A 13,374-nucleotide genomic window follows, 5' to 3' on the forward strand; every position below is an offset into this window, starting at 1 on the left:
GTCTTGAAGACGAAATCACCATAGGTCAGGTGCTCGTACATGTCGTCGGTCAGCACCCAGACATGCGGGTGGCGCAGCAACACGTCGGCGATGGCGCGCAGCTCGGCCTCGCTATAGGCCGCGCCCGACGGGTTCGACGGCGAGTTCATCACCAGCCACTTCGTCTTCGGCGTGATTGCCTTTTCGAGTGCGGGCGCCGTCAGCTTGAAGCCGTTGTCGATGCTGGTCTCGGCAAAAGTCGGCGTGCCGCCGCAGATCGCCACCATTTCGGGATAGCTGACCCAGTAGGGGCGGGGGATGACGACTTCGTCGCCGGGGTTCAGCGTCGCCATGAAGGCGTTGAACAGGATCTGCTTGCCGCCGGTGCCGACGATTGTCTGCTCCGGCTTGTAGTCGAGATTGTTCTCGCGCTTGAACTTCCTGGCAATGGCCTCGCGCAAGGGCACGATGCCAGAAACCGGCGGGTACTTGGTTTCGCCACGGCGGATCGCCTCGATCGCCGCGTTCTTGATGTTGTCGGGCGTGTCGAAGTCGGGTTCGCCGGCGCCAAGGCCGATGATGTCGCGGCCGGCATTTTTCAGCTCGCGCGCTTTCTGCGTGACCGCGATGGTCGCGGAAGGCTTAACGCGGGAAAGGGCATCGGCAAGAAAGGCCATGACTTCAGGTCTCCGGTTCGCAAATACGCGGTCGCGCGACCGCGGGCTTCTATTGTCGCATGACGCGGGGAATCGCAAGCGGATTGACGCCTTTGGCGCTGCCGATATGCTGGGCCAGCATCGTGCGGAAGCTGTGCATAAACAGCCGATTGGCTGCCGTTCAATTAAGTTTGAGACATTCCGTTAACCGGCGATCAAATCTTCGATGAGATTTTGGCGGAGCAATTTCGCCAGCATTCCGGAATAGGACGGACCGTGTCGAAGAGCATCGGGCTCGCCCATATCATCCGGCACGACGACGGATCTGTGTCCGGCGTTTGGGGCGTTCACGCCCTGCGCAGCGCGTTTCAGCCGATTTTCACCTTTCAGTCGGGCAGGTTGCTTGTCGGTGCCTACGAAGGCTTGATCAGGCCATTTCGTGGCGAGGACGCCGTGCCGCCGGGCATTTTCTTTGGCATGGTGGATAGTGCCGAGCGGCTGCAGGTCGAGACGCTGACACGGACGCTGCATTTGCTCAACGCGGCGGCGTTCCTGCCCAAGGAAGCGTCGATCTTCATCAATTTCGATCCCTCGGTGTTCCTCAACCGTTCGATTTCCGAGCACGCGTTGCGCGACATGCGCAAGGTGCTGAACGAAACCGGCATCGATCCGCGCCGCATCGTCTGCGAGATCACGGAAAAGAAACCCGCCTCCGAAGAGGCGCTGTTCGATTTCGTCAAGGTGCTCAAGTCGAACGGCTTCCGCATCGCGGTCGACGATTTCGGCTCGGACGAATCCGACATCAAGCGGATCAGGGACATCAAGCCCGACATCGTCAAGTTCGATGCGCACTGGATCGGCCGGCTGATGGAATCAGGCGCCGGCTTCGCCCTGCTCAAGGAAATGGTGACGAAGTTCGAGGAGAAGGGCATTCGCACGGTCTTCGAGGGGCTGGAGGAGAGCTGGCAGCTGCAGCTTGCCGAGCGGTCCGGCGCATCGATGGTGCAAGGCTTCGTTCTGGCGTTGCCGGAAATCGTGCCTGCCAACTTTTCCCTTTTCGAACCGGTGGCCCCTCAAGCCGCCGGACAGCACATGGCGGGTCCGGCGGTGATCGGAAATGCCGAAACGGTGCCAGGTCGCGCGCCGAGATTAAGCCGAAGCTTCGGCAAGAGGACATTGCATGAGTGACGAGTTTTTCGGGTTTGGTGCGTTGCCTGCGGATCTGGCCGCAAAGATTGTCGCCGATGAGGTTGGCCTGGAGTTTGGCGTGCATGGCGATTTCCGCCTGCGCTGCACCATTCAGCCGATCTTCAGGCATGAACAGGGCCGCCTGACGCCGGTTGCAGTGGATGGGCAGGTCGTGCCGTATCGCAAGGGCCAGCCCGTGGCGATGGCGGAATTCCTTGCCGAGGTGGCTGTTGAGGACCGCGCGATCGTCGGGCGTGTCTGCGAAGTGCTGCCGCTGGCCAATGTTCACAATATCGGCCTTGAGGGTGTCGCTCTGCTGTTCAAGCATGACATCAACGGTGGTGGGGCATCACTGGAGGATCTGCGCTTCATGGCCAAGCGCCTCGCCGACGAAGATTTTGAGGCTTCACAGCTGATCTGCGAGATCGACGGCGACGAAAACCTTGCCTGCGCGCTTCGTGCGCTCGGCATGCGCGTGGCCCTTGGCCATCATGGCGCCCATCAGCCCGACGGCAATGCCGTGAAGCGCGTGATGCCCGAGATCGTTCGGCTCGATCGGGCTTCGTTCGAGCGTTTTTGCGCGGATGCCGCGACCGGGCGCCTGTTGCGCCCTGTCGTTTCAGAACTGAAGGCACAAGGGGCCGACGTCCTTGTCGAAGGCATCGACAGCGACGGCCGTCTCGAAATCGCGCTCGGTGCCGGTGTCGACCTGTTCAAGGGCGATCTGCTTGAACCGGCGATGCTGGTTGGCTGCGTCTTTGCCGAGGGGCCGCGGGAGACGTCGCAATATCGTCGCGGCGAATGTGTGGTCGTTCCGCTGTTTGGATAAGGCTTGTTGGATAAGACTTGGCGAAACATCACCAAATCTGATGTTTCGCCAAAGAATAATTCGCTGGATCGACATGCCTGCACAACGATAATCGCCATGAAAAAAGGGCGAGTGCGATGATCACGATCTACGGAATGACCGACAGCGGCAATTGTTACAAGCCGCGCCTGCTGATGGCCAAGCTTGGCCTGCCGTTCACCCATGTCGAGACCAGTTCGCGCGACGGCACGACGCGATCGGCTGCGTACCTTGCCAGGAATGCCAATGGCAAGGTGCCGCTGCTCGAACTCGAGGACGGTCGCTTTCTCGCTGAATCGAATGCGATMCTGCTGCATCTGGCCGAGGGGACGCGGCTTTTGCCGCCTGACGCATACGAAAGGGCGCTTGTCTATCAATGGCTGTTTTTCGAACAATATAGCCATGAGCCCCATATCGCCGTGCGTCGCTCGCTGATGACCTATCCCGAGCGTGCCGCATTGGCGACGCCAGAGCGTCTGGCCTCGCTTCTGGAAAGCGGCAACAAGGCGCTGGGCGTGATGGAAGCACAGCTTCAAAAGACGCCATTCCTGGCCGGTGACGCGATGAGCGTCGCGGATATCGCACTTTATGCCTACACCCATGACGCGACAGTCGGCGGCTACGACCTGGATGTGTTTCCGGCGGTGAAGGCCTGGCTGGTGCGTGTCGAGGCAGACAAGGGGCATGTGCCGGTCAGCTGGCTGCCCTGACGCCGCTATTGCCACACAAAAAAAGGCCTGAAGATCGGATCGATCTTCGGGCCTTGTCTTTGTTGCGTCCAGACATCAAGGCGGGTCTCCGCGATCTTGAGCCTGTCCGCAAAAGAAAAAGGCGGGGTGTAACCCCGCCTTCCGCTGTCAGCAGCTGATCCTGGTCCCTTCGGCCCGAGGCTCACGGCAATCTGCCGCATCGTCCTTCAGGTCTTGGTTCCGGCGCGCTTGTCGCGCGGCCGCCAGTACATCCGTGACTTGCAACGCAATTGGAGCTTTCGCTCCCGCGCGCCTTAAATCAGACTGCCTTCAAAGCTCCGGCAGACGAGCGGCCCGTACGACGGTCCTGCTCGATGTCGAAGCTAACCTTCTGGCCATCGGCCAGCGAGCCCATGCCCGAACGCTCGACAGCGGAGATGTGGACGAACACGTCCGCACCACCTGCGTCGGGCTGAATGAAGCCGAAGCCCTTGGTTGCGTTAAACCACTTAACGGTGCCAGTTGCCATTGCGATAATCCTTGTCGTTTGCAGTTGGTCTCGATCAAGCTAAAATGCCTGATCTGTTGTATCGAAATTTTGGAGATAGACGTCTGCAAACGCGAGAGTGTCGCGGGGCACGGATCTGTCGGCCGAAATATCAACGACACGGATATAAGGGTATTCGGCGCCGAATGCAAGCCCCTGTAAATACTGGCGGCCTGAAGCTGGCTCCAATTTGCATGCAATCATTGCGGGCGAAGAGTATTGTTTCGCGTGGCGCTGGCGCCTGCCTGACATGTTGGGAGGTTACCATGAAAACCATCTTGCTTGCCGCGTGCCTGACGCTATTTGCCGCCGAAACGCAGGCGGTCTCACGCTACAATTCCACCAGCATGAGCTGCGCCAAGGTGCAGCAAACCATTCGCAGTGAGGGCGCGGCCCTCCTGCGCTGGGTGTCGCCGACATCGGGTGTCCAGCGCTACGATCGCTTCGTGCGTGACGACTCGTTTTGCCAGGTATCGTTCGAAACGAAGCTCACCTCGGTACCCGCCGCCGACACCCCATCCTGCCGGGTCTACAACTGCAAGCCAATCCAGCGCTTCCGTGACAGGTAACGGATCGCAGTCGCGGGATGTTTTTGCGCTTTCCATCCGTTTGTCAGGACATGGCTGGGCGACGCCTAATCGGTGCGCAACCATAGCGGGCGAAAAATGTTATATTGCGTGGCGATAGCGCCGCTTCCGGAAGCCTTGGGAGGTCATCATGAAAACCATTCTGCTAGCCGTTTGCCTGAMTATGCTTGCGGCCGAGGCACAGGCGGCCTCGCGCTACACGTCGACCAGCATGAGTTGCGCCCAGACGCGCGGCACGATCGTAAGTCAGGGCGCTGCCATCCTGCAGTGGCGCTCGCCGACTTCGGGCGTGCAGCGCTACGACCGCTATGTAAGGGATGACAGCTTCTGCCCCACCGGCCAGTATGCCGAGCGGGCCTGGGTGCCGACGGCCGATACGCAATCCTGCCCGGTCTATAAATGCAAGCAGATCGACCGCGACGATTTCTTCCTCTTCAGGCGTCGACACTAAAATCCGAACGATACCTGGGTGGCTGGAGGCGGGCCGACACGCACGCCTTCGAGAACCAGCATCTTTTCCTTCATGTTCGAGCCGCCGGTGGCCGAAAAGCCGCCGATCTTGCCGCCCGCCGCCAGGATGCGGTGGCACGGGATGACAAGCGGTATCGGGTTGGCGCCAAGCGCCGCGCCGGTTTCGCGAAACAGGCCCTTGCGGCCGGCCTTTTCCGCTAGTCCGCCATAGGTCGTTGTTTCGCCATGGTGGAGGTTTCTGGCCGCGGCATAGATATCCCTGCGGAAATCGTCGACGCCGGTGAGATCGACCGGCACGTCGGAGAAATCGACATCCGTGCCTTCGGCATATCTTCTGATGTCGGCGATCAGTGTGGTGGTCCATGACGGCGGCGTACGATCGCCAGTGRCGGCATCGCTGGCGCCGGCGAGGCGCAGCAGGCGACGTTCGGCCGCGGCATAGGTCTTTTCGGGCAGGCAAAGCCGCGTCAGTCCGGCATCGCTCCAGGCCAGCGCCATGAAGCCGAGCGCGGTTTCGAAGACGGCGTGTCCGGGGAGGGGGAAGCTGATTGCGGTGTCCACGGCCATTCCTTTCCCAGTCAGTACAAATTGGGGTCTAGTCAGTACAAATCGGGAACAATTTTCGCACGATCTGCGACCGCATGCCACCCGAAAACCACAACCGCCTGTGGATTGCCCGGACTCATGCTGTGTTGTAAGAAGTTGGCGGGACGAAATCATTAATAGAGTGTGCATTTGCCGGCGATAAAGACCCACCTGCTGATTTCAGCGGCACTGGCGACGGCTCTGCTGTCTGGCTGCCAGACCAATACGGCGGCGCTCAGCACCGACCTTTCGACCGGCGCAGACGTGGCCTTGGCCTCCGAAATCGACCTATCGCTGCCCGACACCGTGGCAGTGGTGCCGACGTCATATGCCAGCACCGATACGCCGCTTGCAGGTTCAGCACTTGCGACAGTTGCCGCCGCCCAAGCGACCGATGCGCTGACCGCCGAAGCGCCTGCGGTAGCCCCCGTTGTCGCAGCGGCCGAAGCACCCGCAACGCCTGCGGCAGTTGCCGATGCAGCCAAGGCGCCTGTAGTGGCAGCTGCCGCACAGGGCGCTGGCCCTGCGCCTGCTACCATCGCCAAGGTCCCGGTCGACCCGATGAGCGCGCCCATGGCCGGCGGCGAGATCATCATCGCTGCCAATGCGCCCAAACTGTTCGGCAAGTTTCCGCCGGCCCCGACCATCGCCGACTACGCGCTGCCGGCCACGGCACCGGTGCCGGCAAGCTTCCAGGTCGCCTCGCTCGGCGATGTCGCGCCTGAAAGCTTCACGCCGTCGTCTTATGCCGTGCCCGACAGTCCGGCCCTTGCCTCGCGCGGCAAGATCGACGCACTGATTGCGAAATATGCCGCCATCTACGAGGTTCCGGAGAGTTTTGTGCGGCGCGTGGTCAACCGCGAAAGCACTTTCAATCCGCTCGCCTATAACAGGGGCCATTGGGGCCTGATGCAGATCAAGCACGCCACCGCGCGCGGCATGGGTTATGAGGGCCCCGCCAACGGGCTGCTCGACGCCGAGACCAATCTCAAATTCGCGGTCAAATATCTGCGCGGCGCCTGGATGGTGGCCGACGGCAATGAGGACCAGGCCGACAAACTCTATCAGAGCGGCTATTATTACCACGCCAAGCGCAAGGGCCTGCTCGACGAGACCGGGCTCGGCCGCGACCGCGTCCGCCATCGCGGCTGACGCATTTGGCTTCCGAGCCCGAGGAACATGATGTTCGCTTACGCCGGGTTTTGCCCGGCGAACTGAAAGCCGCATTTTGGCCGGCCGGTTTTGAAGTGCGGACGTTCGAGGCGCCCGATGCGCTGGCGCTTCACACGCTATTGGGGCTGGTCTTCGACGACGGCAAGGACGGGCCGTTTGAGGTCTGGTGGCCGCGGATTTCCGGCGATGCCGAGTTCGACCCCGAGTTGTGTTTCCTCGTCCTCGACGGCGAGGGCCGGCTGGCCGGTGCCGCGCTGTGCTGGTCGGGCGGCTTCGTGAAAGACCTTGCCGTTCACCCCGATTTTCGCGGGCTAGGCATCGGCGAGGCGCTGATGTGGCACGTCTTTGCCACTTTTGACGCGCGCGAGGCGCCGCATGTCGACCTCAAGACCAATCTGGTCGGCAATGCCGATGCTGTCCGGCTGTACCGCCGGCTCGGCATGGTCGAGGTGGACTGGGCGGGGTAGTTTTTACGCGGGGCGCGAGGTCGAGCCTTTCGCCTCACCTTGCTCCGTGTTGGCGCATTGCCGATCCGCTGCTTGAGTTCCAGCGCCCACGCCCTTCCTTCGCCGCCGCCCCACAACAGCCAGGCGACGTAGCCGGCGGAGAGGTTCTGCTCGTTGCCGTAATTCTTGCCGAGCTTGTCGACTTCGTGGCGGGCGAAGTAGCAGACCATGCGCTTGATGGCGTGGAGTGAAAGCTCTGTGCGGGCGACAAGCCCCTCGGCGCGGCCGACGCCGATCTCGGTGCCGCCGCGTCCGAATTTTTGCCAGTGCAAGGCCCTTGGCAGCGTGGCCGCCTGATCCAGCCCAATAATTCCGGCGGGCTGGCATAACTGGTCTGGCAAGTCTTCGGGATATGTAGCACAAGACGTCACGGGCGAAATATCTCGTTACTTTGCATTGACGAAAGCAGAAGCATGCCGAATTTTCTAAATCGTATGGTAAACGCAACATCTGACGCGGCGTTCCTGCCAATTAGCCGGAAGAAATCTTGGCGCGCTGCCATGCGCGGCCTGATGGCGGCGACCGTCGCGGGAGCCCTGCTGACGACTCAATCAGCGCTAGCCTGTACAAGCATTCGGATCGCTACATCGGACGGCGGTGCCGTCTACGGCCGCACCATGGAATTCGCCTTCAAACTCGAGTCTTCGGCGATGGTGATCCCGCGCCATTTCGAGCTGGCCGCGACCGGTGCAGACGGCAAGCCGGGCATGAGCTGGACGGGCAAGTACGCAGCGGTCGGGCTGAACGCTCTGGGCGTAACCGCGTTGGTCGACGGCATGAACGAGAAGGGGCTCGCCGGCGGCATCCTCTACTTCCCCGACTATGCCGGCTATGCCGACCCAGCCAAAGCCGACCCGGCGAAATCCCTTGCGCCATGGGACGTCTTGACCTGGGCGCTCACCAATTTCGCCACGGTCGCCGAGGTCAAGGCCGCGCTCGAAGGCATTTCGATCGTCGGCGTCGTACAACCTGCGATGGGTATTGCGCCGCCTGTTCACTACACGCTGCACGATGCCTCCGGCGCATCCGTGGTGATTGAGCCTGTCGATGGCGTTCTCAAAATCTACGACAATCCGCTCGGCATCATGACCAATTCGCCGCCGTTTGACTGGCATCTGGCCAATCTGYGCAACTACGTGAAACTGTCGCCTGTCAACGCCCCGGCGCTGGAGATCGGCGGGCAGACGTTCTCTCCGCTTGGGCAAGGCTCGGGCATGCTCGGCGTTCCCGGCGACACGACGCCGCCGTCGCGCTTCGTGCGCGCACTCGGCTTCACGCTTGCGGCCGAAAAGAAGCCGAGCGGCATCGAGAGCGTTCGCCTCGCCGAGCATATCCTGAACAATTTCGATATCCCTGCCGGCTGGATCCGGCAGAAGCAGGATGGCACCGCCGAGGCGCCGCTGGAATACACGCAGTGGTCGACCGTGGCCGACCTCACCAATCGGCAGTACTACGTCAAGACCTATGACGATCAGGTGCTGCGCGGGATCGATCTCATGAGCTTCGATCTCGACGCCAAGACCCTGGTCACCACTCCGCTCAAGTCGGAACTGGYCGCACCAGCCTTGGCATTCCCAAAATCGTGACCCGAGACCGGTCGGCCGCCATTGGCGGCTGACCGGGGTTCCGCCATCCCCGGTCAAATCAATCACGCCACGCGTGGCGCAAGCCATGCGGCACGTGGTTTCGGCCACCGGAATGCTTGCCAGAACAACGAAACGGGCATCATGAAACTGCATTCAACAAACAAGTCTCCCTCAATCCCGGGGATCCTCGCCACCTTGGTGACGATGCCATTGCTCGCAGCCATCAGCCCGGCCGGCGCCGCCGATCTGCAGCCGGCAGCGCCGGTCGAGCGCGAGTGGAAGGTCATCATAAGCCCCTATGTCTGGGCGACGTCGTTGAATGGTGACGCGTCAGTGTTAGGCCTTCCCGCACACGTCAACGTGCCTTTCGACGAGACGCTGAAAGACCTCAACATCGCGATCATGGGCAAGGCCGAGATCACCAACGGGCTTTTCGGCGCCTATTTCGACGGCCAATACGCCAAGGTCTCGACGGATAAGCCGATCCACTCGATCGACATCGGGGTCGGCATGACCTCGACCGTGCTCAGCGCCGGTGCCTACTACCGCATCTATGAGGCGGCCCTTGGCGGCGACACCGTGTTCGGCACGCAGCGGACGTTTGCCATTGAACCGACAATCGGCGCGCGCTGGACCCGATTGAGCACCGAACTCAAAGGTGCCGGGCACCACATTTCCGCCAGGGAAAGCTGGACCGACCCGTTTGTCGGCGCCAGGGTCAATTACGATCTGACGGACCGATGGAACTTCGCGGCGGAAGGCGATGTCGGCGGCTTTGGCGTCGGTTCGCAGCTGAGCCTGAACGGCCAAGCCTATCTTGGGTACCGCACCTCCATCTTCGGCCACAACAGCATCGTCCGCGCGGGCTACCGCGCGCTGTACCAGGACTACGAGAACAATGACTTCCATTGGGAAGTCACCCAGCATGGGCCGGTTTTCGGAGTGTCAATGCAGTTCTGAACGGTCCGTGGGGCGATTTCCGGTCGGTCACCCTGACACCAAGCTTACGAGAGCCGGCGCCGCGCCGAAAGGTACCCTGCGGCGCTGGCTTGTCCGATCGGCGGCGGTCGTTTCGCGGCGCGTGCTGTTGTCAACGCGTCGCTCTAAACCAGATGGTGGGCAATCTAGCCGTTTGGCTTCGTCTGCCCCTTCATCTCCAGCGCCCATGCCCGCCCTTCGTCGCCACCCCATAACAGCCAGGCGACGTAGCCGGCTGACGGATTTTGCTCGTTGCCGTAGTCCTTGCCGCGCTTGTCGACTTCGTGGCGGGCGAAATAGCTGACCATGCGCTTGATGGTGTGGGGCGAAAGTTCGGAGCGGGCGACAAGCTCCTCGGCGCGGCCGACGCCGATCTCGGTGCCGCCGCGTCCGAATTTTTGCCTCAGTGCAAGGCCCTTGGCGGCGTTGTCGGCCACGATCTGCGGTGGGACGAAGTTGATGCCCGATGCCTCGCGGCGGATCTCGTCGAACGGGTCGTAAGTAATGGGCATGCGGCGATTCCTGCTGATGGGGCAGGGTAGCGGGATGGGGGCGGGTTGGGGAGGGGCGGGCGCTCATTGGCAACCCCTTCTCCCCCTGTGGGAAAAGGGGATGCTGCCTCACTTCGAGGCGTAGACCGCGCACTTGCCGGTTGTCTTCATCTTGTATGTCTTGCCGACCGAATTACAGCGCTCCAGCGCCTGCTTTTCGGCTGCCGCCTGGGATGGCGCGTTGAGGGAGTCGGCACAGTAGAAGGCCCCGACACCGCCCAGATGCGTTTGTGCGTAGGCCGAGTGGCCGGAAGCCGCGACATAGCCCTTGTAGGCGTCCTGACATGGGCCTTTTGTCCAGGCAAACTGCACGGCATAGCGCTTCTTGCCTTCCTGGCCGGCCAGCGAGCCCTTGTCCTTGGCTATTGCCGCGCCCGGCAAGGCCGCAATCAGCATTCCCGCCAGCATCGTTAGAAATGCCGGCCGCGTGGATTTCAGCTTCATTCCCCAAATCTCCCCCAATTGATGTGACAGAATTATCTGCAATCTATGCGGGTGAAAAGGTGGGGCAGAAGAAAATCACATGGCTTCGTTAAAGGAAGACGATGCTATTTTAGCAGGTGCTTTAGTATAGATGGTAGCGGTTGCAATCGGCGTGGTGGAGGCTCGGCAGTATTTGTTGCCCCAAGGCTATTTTCACCCGCGTCGCATGACATGCGGGAGGGGCGGGGAGACGTCGGAGGCGTGGCGAGAGAGGCTGGCGCTGCCCCTCATCTGCCTGCAGGCGTTCGATACATGAAAAGCCAAGCAGTTGGCTTTTCATCCGCTACGCGGACCGCAGCTCACCTCCCCGTAAACGGGGAGAAGAGAGCTGTGGCGACGTCTTGCTTACTTGAAATAGTCCTGCAGCGGACGCACTTCGAGCGAGCCGGCCTTGAGGGCTGCGATGGCTTCGGCAACTGCTGCCGCACCCGACAGGGTGGTGTAGTAGGGCACCTTCTGCATCAGCGTGGCGCGGCGGATCGACTTTGAGTCCGACACTGCCTTTTGGCCATCTGTCGTGTTGAAGACGATCTGGATCTGGCGGTTGCGGATGGCGTCTTCGATATGCGGACGGCCTTCGAGCACCTTGTTGATCTTTTCAGCCGGCACGCCGTTTTCGATCAGGAAGCGGGCTGTTCCCGATGTCGCAAGCACCTTGAAGCCGAGGCCGGACAGGCGCTGGACAGCACCCAGGATACCGGCCTTGTCTTCGTCGCGGACCGAGACGAACAAGGTGCCCGAACGCGGCAGGTCGACGCCAGCACCCAGCTGGGCCTTGGCGAAGGCGAGCGCAAAGTCGCGGTCGAGGCCCATGACCTCGCCGGTCGACTTCATTTCGGGTCCAAGCAGCGTATCGACGCCGGTGAAGCGGGCAAACGGGAACACCGCTTCCTTGACCGCGATGTGGCCGGGATTGCGCGGGTCCGGCTTGGCGCCGTAATGGGCGAAGGCATCGTCGAGCGTTTCACCCGCCATGATGCGCGCGGCGATCTTGGCGATCGGCTTGCCGACGGTCTTGGCAACGAAGGGCACGGTGCGGCTGGCGCGCGGGTTGACTTCCAGCACGTAGATGGTGCCGTCCTTGATGGCGTATTGCACGTTCATCAGGCCGCCGACATTGAGCGCGCGCGCCATGGCCGAGGTCTGGCGCTCGAGTTCGTCTACGAGTTCGGTGGGGAGCGAATGCACCGGCAGCGAGCAGGCACTGTCGCCCGAATGGATGCCGGCTTCCTCGATGTGCTCCATGATGCCGGAGACGAAGGTGTTGGTGCCGTCGCACAGGCAGTCGACGTCGACCTCGATGGCGCCCGAGAGATAGGTGTCGAACAAAAGCGGGTTCTTGCCGAGCAAGGTGTTGATCTGGCCGGTCTTGTCGTTGGGGTATTTCTGCTTGATGTCTTCGGGAACCAGGCCCGGCACGGTGTCGAGCAGGTAGGTTTGCAGCATGCCTTCCGAATGGATGATCTGCATGGCGCGGCCGCCCAGCACATAGGACGGGCGCACGACCAGCGGGAAGCCAAGTTCGCCGGCAACGGTGCGGGCCTGCTCGACCGAATAGGCGATGCCGTTCTTGGGCTGGGTCAGGTCGAGCTTCTTGAGCAGCTTCTGGAAGCGGTCGCGGTCCTCGGCGAGGTCGATCATGTCGGGCGAAGTGCCGAGGATCGGGATGCCGGCCTTTTCGAGTGCCTCGGCGAGTTTGAGCGGGGTCTGGCCGCCGAACTGGACGATGACGCCGTGCAGCGTGCCCTTGGCCTGTTCGGCGCGCAGGATCTCAAGCACGTCTTCCGCCGTCAGCGGCTCGAAATAGAGCCGGTCGGATGTGTCATAGTCGGTCGACACGGTCTCGGGGTTGCAGTTGACCATGATCGACTCGTAGCCGGCCTCGCGCAGCGCATAGGCGGCATGGACGCAGCAATAGTCGAAYTCGATGCCCTGGCCGATGCGGTTGGGACCGCCGCCGAGGATCACGACCTTCTTGCGGTCAGAGACCTGGGCCTCGTCGGCAAGCGCGCCCGCAAACGGCACCTCATAGGTCGAATACATGTAGGCAGTGGGCGAGGCGAAYTCGGCMGCGCAGGTGTCGATGCGCTTGWAGACCGGATGCACGCCGAGCTTCTGGCGCGTCTTCTGAACGGCTTCCGGCTCGGACTTCGTGAGCGAGGCGAGGCGGGCATCGGAGAAGCCCATCGACTTCAGCATGCGCAGATTGTCGGCATCCTGTGGCAGGCCGTGCTCACGCACACGCGCTTCCATCGCGATGATGGCGGCGATCTGTTCGAGGAACCACGGGTCGATCTTGCACATGGCGTGCACGTCTTCGAGCGAGGTCCCCATGCGGATCGCCTGGGCGACCATGCGCAAGCGGTCGGGTGTCGGCGTGCCAAGGGCGGCGTGCACGGCGTTGCGGTCGTCGCCATTGTCGCCGTTCTCGCCAAGGCCGGGGATTTCGATCTCGTCGAGGCCGGTGAGGCCGGTTTCAAGTCCGCGCAGCGCCTTTTGTAGCGATTCCTGGAAGGTGCGGCCGATCGCCATGACTTCGCCGACCGAC

General features: G+C 61.9%; 15 protein-coding genes and 1 pseudogene. 9 read left to right on the top strand and 7 right to left on the bottom strand.

Annotated features, from left to right (window positions below):
• Positions 1 to 656, bottom strand: a 656-nt coding sequence (locus AC1DWF_RS25140) for a pyridoxal phosphate-dependent aminotransferase (protein ID WP_476842173.1), incomplete at its 3' end; no start/stop codon positions are given.
• Positions 657 to 911: 255 nt separating this feature from the next.
• Here AC1DWF_RS25140 and AC1DWF_RS25145 point away from each other — a divergent pair.
• The 3 genes from AC1DWF_RS25145 to AC1DWF_RS25155 all read left to right on the top strand — a co-directional run bounded on the left by AC1DWF_RS25145 (position 912) and on the right by AC1DWF_RS25155 (position 3,380).
• Positions 912 to 1,823, top strand: coding sequence for an EAL domain-containing protein (locus AC1DWF_RS25145; protein ID WP_476783391.1), 912 nt, complete (start codon positions 912 to 914; stop codon positions 1,821 to 1,823).
• Positions 1,816 to 2,652: an EAL domain-containing protein gene (locus AC1DWF_RS25150; protein ID WP_476783392.1), complete on the top strand. Its 837-nt coding sequence runs from the start codon at positions 1,816 to 1,818 to the stop codon at positions 2,650 to 2,652. The genes AC1DWF_RS25145 and AC1DWF_RS25150 overlap by 8 nt, the downstream gene beginning before the upstream one ends.
• 116 nt (positions 2,653 to 2,768) lie before the next feature.
• Positions 2,769 to 3,380, top strand: a complete 612-nt coding sequence (locus AC1DWF_RS25155; RefSeq protein WP_476783393.1) for a glutathione S-transferase family protein — start codon at positions 2,769 to 2,771, stop codon at positions 3,378 to 3,380.
• A 298-nt stretch (positions 3,381 to 3,678) separates the two neighbouring features.
• Here AC1DWF_RS25155 and AC1DWF_RS25160 read toward each other — a convergent pair whose 3' ends face one another.
• Positions 3,679 to 3,888, bottom strand: a complete 210-nt coding sequence (locus AC1DWF_RS25160) for a cold-shock protein (protein WP_476783394.1) — start codon at positions 3,886 to 3,888, stop codon at positions 3,679 to 3,681.
• A 284-nt stretch (positions 3,889 to 4,172) separates the two neighbouring features.
• On the opposite strand from AC1DWF_RS25160, the gene AC1DWF_RS25165 reads away from it, so the two are divergent.
• Complete coding sequence (locus AC1DWF_RS25165; RefSeq protein ID WP_476783395.1) at positions 4,173 to 4,475, top strand: hypothetical protein; 303 nt, start codon at positions 4,173 to 4,175, stop codon at positions 4,473 to 4,475.
• A gap of 148 nt (positions 4,476 to 4,623) precedes the next feature.
• Positions 4,624 to 4,944, top strand: coding sequence for a hypothetical protein (locus tag AC1DWF_RS25170; RefSeq protein ID WP_476842174.1), 321 nt, complete (start codon positions 4,624 to 4,626; stop codon positions 4,942 to 4,944).
• Here the strand turns inward: AC1DWF_RS25170 and AC1DWF_RS25175 are convergent.
• Positions 4,941 to 5,462: a methylated-DNA--[protein]-cysteine S-methyltransferase gene (locus AC1DWF_RS25175; protein ID WP_476842177.1), complete on the bottom strand. Its 522-nt coding sequence runs from the start codon at positions 5,460 to 5,462 to the stop codon at positions 4,941 to 4,943. The genes AC1DWF_RS25170 and AC1DWF_RS25175 overlap by 4 nt on opposite strands.
• Before the next feature lie 237 nt (positions 5,463 to 5,699).
• Here AC1DWF_RS25175 and AC1DWF_RS25180 point away from each other — a divergent pair, with 237 nt between their 5' ends.
• Together AC1DWF_RS25180 and AC1DWF_RS25185 are read left to right on the top strand one after the other, a co-directional pair.
• Entirely contained in the window at positions 5,700 to 6,701 is a 1,002-nt protein-coding gene (locus AC1DWF_RS25180; RefSeq protein ID WP_476783397.1) for a transglycosylase SLT domain-containing protein, read from the top strand.
• Positions 6,702 to 6,796: 95 nt separating this feature from the next.
• Complete coding sequence (locus AC1DWF_RS25185) at positions 6,797 to 7,189, top strand: GNAT family N-acetyltransferase (protein ID WP_476804206.1); 393 nt, start codon at positions 6,797 to 6,799, stop codon at positions 7,187 to 7,189.
• Between the two features lie 50 nt (positions 7,190 to 7,239).
• Here the strand turns inward: AC1DWF_RS25185 and AC1DWF_RS25190 are convergent.
• Positions 7,240 to 7,555, bottom strand: a pseudogene (locus tag AC1DWF_RS25190) (hypothetical protein); the annotation flags it as partial.
• A 173-nt stretch (positions 7,556 to 7,728) separates the two neighbouring features.
• On the opposite strand from AC1DWF_RS25190, the gene AC1DWF_RS25195 reads away from it, so the two are divergent.
• On the top strand, positions 7,729 to 8,814 hold the full coding sequence (locus AC1DWF_RS25195) for a linear amide C-N hydrolase (RefSeq protein WP_476842175.1): 1,086 nt from the start codon (positions 7,729 to 7,731) through the stop codon (positions 8,812 to 8,814).
• Positions 8,815 to 9,018: 204 nt separating this feature from the next.
• Positions 9,019 to 9,774 carry a hypothetical protein gene (locus AC1DWF_RS25200; RefSeq protein ID WP_476783405.1) on the top strand — a complete coding sequence of 252 codons (756 nt, stop codon included), beginning with the start codon at positions 9,019 to 9,021 and terminating at the stop codon, positions 9,772 to 9,774.
• A 164-nt stretch (positions 9,775 to 9,938) separates the two neighbouring features.
• Here the strand turns inward: AC1DWF_RS25200 and AC1DWF_RS25205 are convergent, their stop codons facing one another.
• From AC1DWF_RS25205 to carB, 3 genes are all read right to left on the bottom strand, one after another.
• Positions 9,939 to 10,304 carry a hypothetical protein gene (locus tag AC1DWF_RS25205; RefSeq protein ID WP_476783399.1) on the bottom strand — a complete coding sequence of 122 codons (366 nt, stop codon included), beginning with the start codon at positions 10,302 to 10,304 and terminating at the stop codon, positions 9,939 to 9,941.
• Positions 10,305 to 10,412: 108 nt separating this feature from the next.
• Positions 10,413 to 10,787, bottom strand: coding sequence for a hypothetical protein (locus AC1DWF_RS25210; RefSeq protein ID WP_476783400.1), 375 nt, complete (start codon positions 10,785 to 10,787; stop codon positions 10,413 to 10,415).
• Positions 10,788 to 11,171: 384 nt separating this feature from the next.
• A partial coding sequence (gene carB, locus AC1DWF_RS25215; RefSeq protein WP_476842176.1) for a carbamoyl-phosphate synthase large subunit occupies positions 11,172 to 13,374 on the bottom strand: 2,203 nt, incomplete at its 5' end.

The organism is Aminobacter sp. P4_D5 (genome assembly GCF_056401815.1).

What these genes read in the sequence shown, in the direction of transcription:
- AC1DWF_RS25150 (WP_476783392.1), top strand. Translation starts at nt 1,816, where the DNA reads ATGAGTGACGAGTTTTTCGGGTTTGGTGCGTTGCCTGCGGATCTGGCC.
- AC1DWF_RS25160 (WP_476783394.1), bottom strand. Translation starts at nt 3,888, where the DNA reads ATGGCAACTGGCACCGTTAAGTGGTTTAACGCAACCAAGGGCTTCGGC.
- AC1DWF_RS25165 (WP_476783395.1), top strand. Translation starts at nt 4,173, where the DNA reads ATGAAAACCATCTTGCTTGCCGCGTGCCTGACGCTATTTGCCGCCGAA.
- AC1DWF_RS25200 (WP_476783405.1), top strand. Translation starts at nt 9,019, where the DNA reads ATGCCATTGCTCGCAGCCATCAGCCCGGCCGGCGCCGCCGATCTGCAG.
- AC1DWF_RS25205 (WP_476783399.1), bottom strand. Translation starts at nt 10,304, where the DNA reads ATGCCCATTACTTACGACCCGTTCGACGAGATCCGCCGCGAGGCATCG.
- AC1DWF_RS25210 (WP_476783400.1), bottom strand. Translation starts at nt 10,787, where the DNA reads ATGAAGCTGAAATCCACGCGGCCGGCATTTCTAACGATGCTGGCGGGA.